Genomic DNA, 8,396 nt, shown 5'->3' with positions numbered 1-8,396 from the left:
ATTCGACTTGCTCCCGATAGCAGAGTGTCAGCCACTGTATTTGTGACTGACCCACCGCTATCGGGAGCAAGTCGAATCGTCGCACCGCCCCTCCCACATTTGGAACTCAACCAGCCTTGCGGACTGTGTGCGGAACAGAGCACGCCTCATCCAGAAACTTCACCACGGTGCCCATGCACGCCTGGCGTTCTTCCACGTGGGGCATGTGGCTGGAGTCTTCGAACAGCGCCCAGCGCACATCCGCGATCTCATCCAGGAATGGCTTGACCACCAGTGGCGTGGCCTCGTCATGCCGGCCGGAAATCACCAGGGTCGGCACCTTGATCGCCGACAGGCGGCCAATGGATTTCCAGTCCTTCAGGCTGCCGATCACGTGGAACTCGGTCGGGCCGCTCATGGCGTGATACACCGTGGGGTCCGAGTCGACCTGGGCGAAGGTGCGCGCCACTTCTTCCGGCCATGGGTTCACCCGGCACACATGCTGGTCATAGAACACCCGCGAGGCGGCGAGGTATTCCGGGTCGAGGTAGGTGCCGGCGGCTTCATGCTTGAGCAGGGTTTCATGCACGCCTTGGGGCAGCAGCTTGCGCAGGCGGTTGGCTTCGCTGACCCAGGTGCGCATGCAGGTCGGTGAATTGGCCGGGATAAACGCACGCAGGCCCTTGGGTTGCAGGATTGCGTGCTCGCTGCCGAGCATGCCGCCCCAGGACTGACCAAGGATCGCGTAGTTATCGCTGATCTGCAGGTGCTCCAGCAGGTTGTCCAATTCTTTAAGGAACAGATCGACGGTCCAGAAGGACGGGTCTTTCTCAGGCAAGTGCGTGGAGCGGCCGTTGCCCAGTTGGTCGTAGTGGATGACCGCATGACCGCTGGCCGCGACGTCCTTGAACGCGTCGACATAATCATGGGTGCAGCCCGGGCCGCCGTGGATGACCACCAGCGGCGTGCGGCCGCTGGCCAGGTCGCCAGTGACGCGGTACCAGGTCTGGTAGTCGCCAAACGCGGCATACCCTTCGCGGATTTTTTCGATGAAGTCCATTTCCTGCCCTGCCCTGAAAAAATGATCAGGGACACGATAGTCTGCGGGCGAGATTTAGGTAACTAGCAAAACAGCTAGGTTTTGCCGGGGGATCAGTCTTCCAGCAGGCGGTAATGGGTGGCGCGGACCACCGCCTGCACACGGTTCTTGGCGCCCAGTTTGTGCATCGCCGAGGCCAGGTGCAGGGTGACGACGGCCAGTGAGCGGCTCAGTTGCGTGGCGATTTCGGCGGCGGTCAGGCCGTCGGCGGCCCATTTGAGGCATTCGCGTTCACGTTTGGTCAGGTGAATGTGCGGGTAGGTGCGCAGCTCCTTGCCGAACAGCGGGTAGGCCGCTTCCTGCAACGCGTGGGAAATCAGGCTGAAGTCCGACAAGGTCTGCTGCGCGTCCTGCAGCACGGCAGGCGTTTTGCCAGTGCGCAAGCCGGTCAGTGACGCGAAGCCGCCACGGGGCAGATGCATCGGCACGCTGACGCCGCAGGTCAGTTGCTGGTCGTGCAGGTAGGACGAAACGGGGGCGTGGCAGGGGTCGATGATGGTTTGCAGGGCCGTGTCAGCCTGGGCTTCGTAGGACCACACGAACGGCGATACCGTGCGCAGAGCCAGGTGTTGCACCGGGTCGATCTGGTAGAAACCCTTGCTGCACCACAGCGCATGCCAATCGGTCGGCGTGTTGCGCAGCTCCAGCACCGAGGGGGTGATCAATGCACCATCCTGGTCGATCGGCACCGGGGTGTAGTCGTATACCAGTGCATCGAAGCCCAATTGCTGGGCGAGGATAAAAGTGTTGTCCATCTGCTCATCCAGGCTCCTGCCCGGCATCAGACGTTGATTGAAGGCAGTTAGCTTGGCCAGCATCCGTTCTGCTCCCGAATTCATTTGAATCTCCACTTCCTGCAAGTAGAATGCCACGCCCCGGCGAAGGACTGCCAGGCCAAACCTATAAGAAATACCAGGTTATGGACGCGCGGCATCCTCGGTAGTGTTGGCCTGATAAACGGCCGCTGCCCGCCAGGCCGATACAACACAAGGAATGTATGCATGTGGCGTGAAATTGCCCCCGACCAGCAGTACAACGTGCAAGTCGATGGCCACAACCTCGTGGTCTACAGCTTCGGCGAAGGCGATGAGGTGCTCTTGTGTCTCAACGGCGGGCCGGGCCTGCCGTGTGACTACTTGCGCGACGCCCATGGCTGGCTCAAGGACCATGACCTGCGAGTGGTTGCATTCGACCAGCTTGGCACAGGCGCATCAGCCAGACCGACCGATGTTTCCCTGTGGGAAATCCGCCGTTATGTCGAAGAAGTCGAAACCGTACGCCAAGCCCTTGGCCTCGGCCGCGTGCACCTGCTCGGGCATTCCTGGGGCGGCTGGCTGGGCATCGAATACGCCATCCATTACCCCGACAGGCTGAAAAGCCTGATCCTCGAGAACACCGTCGGCGACATTCCGCATCTTTCTCAAGAACTCGAACGCCTGCGCGGCGCGCTGGGCAGTGAGACCGTGGCGATGATGCAACGCCACGAAGCCATGGGTACCCTGGATCACCCGCAGTACCAGGCCGCGATCACCTTGCTCAACTATCGCCACGTCTGCCGCCTGGACGAATGGCCCGAACCGGTCAAGCGCTCCCTCGGCGACTGGAACATGGGCCCCTACGAAACCATGCAGGGTCCCAACGAATTCCTCTACGTCGGCAACCTCAAGGACTGGAACCGCATCCCCGAGATGGCCGCTTTCAACATGCCGATCCTGATCACCACCGGCCAGCACGACGAACTCACCCCAGCCTGCGCCATGCGCATGAAGATGGCGGCCAGACACGCCGAACTGCATGTATTTCCCAACAGTAGCCATATGCCGTTCTATGAAGAGCCACAGGCTTATTTTCCGGTACTGTTGGACTTTCTCGCTCGCCACCGAGGCTGACCGATGAACCTGGCGCGCTACCGTTTTGTACTGTCCCGGCCACTGCAATTGCTGCCGGTACTGTTTGGCATCAGCCTGATCACGTTTGTGCTGGTGCGCTCGATTCCTGGCGACCCGGCGCGGGCCCTGCTGGGCTCGCGCAGCACACCGGATGCCTTGCTGAAAATCCGCGCCCAGTACGGCCTCGACCAGCCTTTGTGGCAGCAGTATTTCTATTTCCTGAAGAACCTGCTCAAGGGCGATCTCGGCCAATCACTGCTGTACAAAGTCGACGCCTTGAAATTGATCGTCACCCGCATCGAACCCACCCTGGTGCTGGTGCTTGGCAGTGTGGTGCTGGCACTGCTGATTGCGGTGCCGCTGGCGACGTGGGCGGCGCGCAATAAAGGCGGGTGGGCGGACAACCTGATCCGCGTGTTCACCACCGTGGGCCTGGGCATGCCGGCGTTCTGGCTGGGCCTGATGCTGATCCTGCTGCTCAGTGTGCAATGGGGCCTGTTCCCGGTGTCCGGCTACGGCCGTACCTGGCTGGACAAGGCGCACCATATGGTCTTGCCGTGCCTGACCATCGCCCTGGCGCTGTCGGCGGTGCTGGTCCGCAACCTGCGGGCGAGCATGTTGATGGAGCTGCAGGCCGACCACGTCACTGCCGCGCGGGCCCGTGGGCTGTCGGAAGCTGCGGTGTTCCGTCGCCATGTGTTGCCCAATTCCCTGGTGCCGGCGGTCAACCTGCTGGCGGTGAATATTGGTTGGCTGATCAGCGGCACCGTCGTGATCGAAAGCCTGTTCGCCATTCCCGGCATCGGCCAGTTGCTGGTGCGCGGCATTTTTACCCGCGACTACATGGTGGTGCAGGGCGTGGCGATGGTGCTGGCGTGCGCGACGGTGGTGGTCAACTTTATCGCCGACGTGGTCACGGTGGCCCTCGACCCTCGGGTGAAAATGCAATGAGCAGCCGTCCACTGATTGCCCCATGGCGCCTGCGTCTGCGGTTTGGCTTTCGCAATGGCCGCCTGACGGCCGCGTGGGGGCTGTTGATCCTGCTGGTATGGTTGGTCCTGGCGCTATGTGCGCCGTGGATCGCGCCCTATGACCCGATCGCGCAGAACACCGACATCAGCTTGCTGGGGCCGAGCCTGGCCCATCCATTCGGCACGGATAACTACGGTCGAGACATCCTTTCGAGGGTGATCTGGGGCGCGCGCGTCGATCTGCAACTGGCCATTATCGGGGTGATTTTCCCGTTCATGATCGGCACGTTTGTCGGCGCGGTTTCCGGCTATATCGGCGGGCGCTTCGACAGTTTCTGCATGCGCGTGATCGATGTGATCCTGGCGTTCCCGTTCCTGGTGTTGATGCTGGCGATCATGGCTATCCTCGGTCCGGGCCTGAAGAGTTTTTATATCGCCATGGCGCTGGTGGGCTGGGTGTCGTATGCGCGGCTGATCCGCTCACAGATCCTGGTGCTCAAGGAAAGCGACTTCGCCCTGGCGGCCAAGAGCCTGGGCTTTGGCCATGGGCGCATTCTGTTCCGACATTTGCTGCCGAATGCGATGTTTGGCTCGATTGTGTTTTCCATGTCTGACGCGGTGCTGGTACTGCTCAACGGTGCCGCCGTGAGCTACCTGGGCCTGGGCGTGCAACCGCCGACGGCGGAGTGGGGGACGATGATTGCCGAAGGGCAGGCGTTTATCACCACGGCCTGGTGGATCTGCACCTTTCCGGGGCTGGCCATCGTGACCCTGGCCATGGGCTTCAGCCTGCTGGCCGATGGTGTGGCGCAAGTGCTGGGGGATCGCTCATGAGCCTGCTGCAGGTGCAAGATCTCAGCGTGATCGCCAACAACGCCGGGCGCGATGTGACCTTGGTCGACCGCGTGTCCTTTGACCTGGCCGAAGGCGAGATCCTCGGCCTGGTGGGTGAAAGCGGCTCGGGCAAGACCATGGCCTGCCGTGGCTTGATGCGCCTGTTGCCGTCGCCCAACCTGCGCGTGCAGGGCGGTGCGGTACGCCTGGCGGGCCAGGACCTGCTGCAACTGGATGACGCCGGCATGCGGGCGGTGCGTGGCGGGCAGTTGGGCATGATCTTCCAGAACCCCAGCAGCCACCTCGACCCCTTGATGCGCATCGGCGATCAGATCGCCGAAGGCATCCGCCTGCATCAGGGCGCGTCGAAAAAAGACGCGCGCCGACAAGCCATCGAAGTGTTGCGCCAGGTGGGCATTCCCGATCCCCAGGCACGGGTCGACAACTATCCCCATGAATTTTCCGGTGGCATGCGCCAGCGCGCGATGATCGCCGTGGCCCTGGGCTGCAACCCGAACGTATTGATTGCCGACGAGCCGACCACGGCGTTGGACGTGACCGTGCAGGCGCAGATCCTGCGCCTGCTGCTGGACCTGCGTGACCAGCGCGGCCTGTCGCTCATCATGATCACCCACGACCTCGGCGTGGTTGCGCAAACCTGTGATTCCATCGCCGTGATGTACGCCGGGCGCCTGTGCGAGCACGGCAGCAAGTACGACGTGCTCGCCCATCCGCAACACCCCTACACAGCCGGCCTGATTGATTGCCAACCGACCCACGGCAGTGGTCCTGGGTTGCTGCGTACCATCCCCGGCCAGCCGCCCTTGCTCGATGCGTTACCCGACGGCTGCCGCTTCAACCCGCGTTGCCCGCAGGTCGGCGCGTTGTGCACCGAACGGTTGCCCGAAGGCGCGCGCGTGGCCTGTCACTACCCGTTGGGAGCACGCCCATGAGCCTGTTGCAGATCAAGAACCTCGAGGTGCGGTTCGCCGCGTCCGGCACGGGGGTGTTCGGCCTGAACAAGCAGTGGGTGAAGGCGGTGAACGGTGTGTCGCTGAACCTTGCAGCCGGTGAAACCCTGGGGTTGGTGGGGGAGTCCGGCAGCGGCAAAAGCACCCTGGGCCGCGCGATCCTGCACCTCAACCCGATCAGTGCCGGGCAGGTGCTGTTCGATGGCATCGACATGGCCCATGGCAGCGCGATCGACATCGCGCGCCTGCGCCAGGAAACGGCGATGATCTTCCAGGATCCCTACGCCGCGTTGAACCCGCGCCACACCATCGGCGAAACCATCGCCGAGGTGTTGCGGGTGCAGCGCAAAGTCCCGGCAGAGCGTATCCCGGCTCGCGTCAACGAACTGCTTGACCTGGTCGGCCTGCGCCCCGAACTGGCCAGTCGCAAACCCGGCGCCCTCAGTGGTGGCCAATGCCAGCGTGTCGGTATTGCCCGGGCGCTGGCGGTGGAGCCGCGCTTGATCATCGCCGATGAATGCGTGGCGGCCCTGGATGTATCGATCCAGGGCCAGATCATCAACCTGCTGTTGGAACTGCAACAGCGCATGAACCTGGCGATCCTGTTTATCGCCCACGATTTGGCCATCGTGCGGCGCCTGTGCGACCGCGTGGCGGTGATGTACCTGGGCAAGATCGTCGAGGAAGGGCCGGTGGAAGCGGTCTTCACCTCGCCGCGCCATCCGTATACGGCGGCGTTGATCGAGGCGATTCCGGAGATCGATCCGCACCGGCCCTTGCCGACGCAGCCGTTGCCTGGCGAGCCGCCGAGCCCGCTGAATTTGCCTACGGGCTGTGCCTTCCACCCGCGTTGCCGGTACGCCCGGACGATGTGTTCCGTGGTATTGCCGCCTACCCATTCCCTGCACGAGCATCGATACAGTTGCGTGCTTGAAGAACCGTTGACCCTACCTGCCCATCATGAACAAGGAGTTATGACATGCAATCGCGCCACTTGAAGTTGCTCGCCGCTGCTACGTTGACCGCGTGGTCCCTCACTGCCGGATTGGCGCAAGCCGCCGGCGTCCTGACCATCGGCTGCCGTGAAGACAGCACCACGTTCGACCCGATCAAAAGCGCGCAAAACCGCGATACCTGGGTATTTGCCAACGTCTACGACACCCTGGTACGCGTGGACAACCTGGGGACCAAGATGGAGCCGGGCCTGGCTGAAAGCTGGGATATTTCCAAGGACGGCCTGACCTACACCTTCAAGCTGCGCGATGCGAAGTTCTCCGATGGCTCGGCGATCACCGCCGAGGATGCAGCGTTCAGCCTGTTGCGCATCCGCGATAACAAGGCTTCGTTGTGGGCTGATCCCTTCAACCTGATCGACACCGCCAAGGCGACGGACTCGAAAACCCTGGTTGTCACACTGAAGACTCCGGCGGTCGCCTTCCTGTCGCAACTGGCTTCGCCGACGGTGTCGATCCTGTCGGAAAAAGCCATGACCAAAATGGGTGAAGACGCCTACTCGGAAAATCCGGTGACCTCCGGCGCGTTTACCGTGGACGAATGGCGCAAGGGCGACCGGGTCATCCTGAAGAAGAACCCGAACTTCTGGCAGGCCAAGAAGGTCAGCCTGGATGGCGTGGAGTGGGTCTCCGTGACCGACGACAATACGCGGATGCGCATGGTGCAGAACAACGAGCTGGACACGGCGATCTTCGTACCGTTTTCCCGGGTTGAAGAGCTGAAGAAAGACAAGAACGTGGTGATCCACTCCGACCCGTCCACCCGTGAAGATCACCTGCTGATCAACCACGCCCACGGTCTGCTGGCCAAGCAGGAAGTACGCGAGGCGCTGGACATGGCCATCGACAAACAGTCGCTGGTGAAAACCGCGACCTACGGTCAGGGCACGGTGGCCTATTCCTATATCCCGAAAGGCTCGTTGTTCCATTACGCCAACAACCTGCAACGCCCGTATGACCCGACCGCCGCCAAGAAACTGTTGGAAAAGGCTGGCGCGAAGGACTTGAAGCTCAACTATGTGGTCAACGCCGGCAACGAAGCCGACGAGCAGATCGCGGTGATCATCAAGGACCAGTTGGCCAAGGTCGGCGTGACCGCCAACCTGCAGAAGGTCGACCCGACCCAAAGCTGGCAGATGCTGGTGGACGGTGAGTACGATATTTCGGTGATGTACTGGACCAACGACATCCTCGACCCGGACCAGAAGACCACCTTCGTGCTCGGCCACGACACCAACCAGAACTACATGACCCGCTACAAGAACGACAAGGTCAAGGACTTGGTCGCGGCGGCGCGCATCGAAGCCGACCCGGTCAAGCGTGAGCAGATGTATGTCGAGTTGCAGAAACTGGCGAAACAGGATGTGAACTGGATCGACCTGTACTACAGCCCGTACATCAACATCTCACGCAAGAATGTGAGCAACTTCCTGCAAAATCCGTTGGGGCGCTTCACCCTTGAGGAAGTGGTGAAGAACTAAATAAGTAAACCCAATGTGGGAAGAGACCTGTGGTGAGCGGGCTTGCCCCGCGCTGGGCTGCGAAGCAGCCCCACAGTTCAGCCAGCGCGATCTGACAGAGAGATTACGTTGGCAGGTTTTGGGGCCGCTTCGCAGCCCGGCGCGGGGCAAGCCCGCTCA

At 61.9% G+C, this 8,396-nt stretch carries 8 protein-coding genes; 6 read left to right on the top strand and 2 right to left on the bottom strand.

All coding sequences use genetic code 11. The features are described from left to right. Positions 1–106: 106 nt before the first annotated feature. A complete protein-coding gene (locus tag PspCFBP13509_RS29655) occupies positions 107–1,039 on the bottom strand; it encodes a proline iminopeptidase-family hydrolase (RefSeq protein WP_137213076.1) in 933 nt (310 codons plus the stop codon). 92 nt (positions 1,040–1,131) lie between these two features. Next, the gene (locus PspCFBP13509_RS29650; RefSeq protein ID WP_065928126.1) at positions 1,132–1,896 is read right to left on the bottom strand and encodes a LuxR family transcriptional regulator; all 765 of its coding nucleotides are present in this window, start codon (positions 1,894–1,896) and stop codon (positions 1,132–1,134) included. A 183-nt stretch (positions 1,897–2,079) separates the two neighbouring features. On the opposite strand from PspCFBP13509_RS29650, the gene PspCFBP13509_RS29645 reads away from it, so the two are divergent. The 6 genes from PspCFBP13509_RS29645 to PspCFBP13509_RS29620 are packed head-to-tail and all read left to right on the top strand — an operon-like array spanning position 2,080 to position 8,237. Beyond that, positions 2,080–2,967 carry a proline iminopeptidase-family hydrolase gene (locus PspCFBP13509_RS29645; RefSeq protein ID WP_027604191.1) on the top strand — a complete coding sequence of 296 codons (888 nt, stop codon included), beginning with the start codon at positions 2,080–2,082 and terminating at the stop codon, positions 2,965–2,967. Between the two features lie 3 nt (positions 2,968–2,970). Beyond that, the gene (locus tag PspCFBP13509_RS29640; RefSeq protein WP_027604190.1) at positions 2,971–3,918 is read left to right on the top strand and encodes an ABC transporter permease; all 948 of its coding nucleotides are present in this window, start codon (positions 2,971–2,973) and stop codon (positions 3,916–3,918) included. Further along, positions 3,915–4,772 carry an ABC transporter permease gene (locus PspCFBP13509_RS29635; protein ID WP_065928124.1) on the top strand — a complete coding sequence of 286 codons (858 nt, stop codon included), beginning with the start codon at positions 3,915–3,917 and terminating at the stop codon, positions 4,770–4,772. Before PspCFBP13509_RS29640 ends, PspCFBP13509_RS29635 begins: the two co-directional genes overlap by 4 nt. Next, positions 4,769–5,725, top strand: a complete 957-nt coding sequence (locus tag PspCFBP13509_RS29630; protein ID WP_065947416.1) for an ABC transporter ATP-binding protein — start codon at positions 4,769–4,771, stop codon at positions 5,723–5,725. Before PspCFBP13509_RS29635 ends, PspCFBP13509_RS29630 begins: the two co-directional genes overlap by 4 nt. Next, positions 5,722–6,741 (top strand): ABC transporter ATP-binding protein, encoded by a 1,020-nt coding sequence (locus PspCFBP13509_RS29625; protein WP_065947417.1) that lies wholly within the window; start codon positions 5,722–5,724, stop codon positions 6,739–6,741. The genes PspCFBP13509_RS29630 and PspCFBP13509_RS29625 overlap by 4 nt, the downstream gene beginning before the upstream one ends. Beyond that, positions 6,723–8,237 carry an ABC transporter substrate-binding protein gene (locus tag PspCFBP13509_RS29620; protein ID WP_074844543.1) on the top strand — a complete coding sequence of 505 codons (1,515 nt, stop codon included), beginning with the start codon at positions 6,723–6,725 and terminating at the stop codon, positions 8,235–8,237. The genes PspCFBP13509_RS29625 and PspCFBP13509_RS29620 overlap by 19 nt, the downstream gene beginning before the upstream one ends. The last annotated feature ends 159 nt before the right edge of the window (positions 8,238–8,396 follow it).

The sequence above is a fragment of the Pseudomonas sp. CFBP13509 genome (assembly GCF_005233485.1).
In the GTDB taxonomy this organism is placed as follows: domain Bacteria; phylum Pseudomonadota; class Gammaproteobacteria; order Pseudomonadales; family Pseudomonadaceae; genus Aquipseudomonas; species Aquipseudomonas marginalis.
The sequence above is the reverse complement of the archived record's forward strand: the minus strand, read 5'-3'. Positions and strand labels throughout refer to the sequence as shown.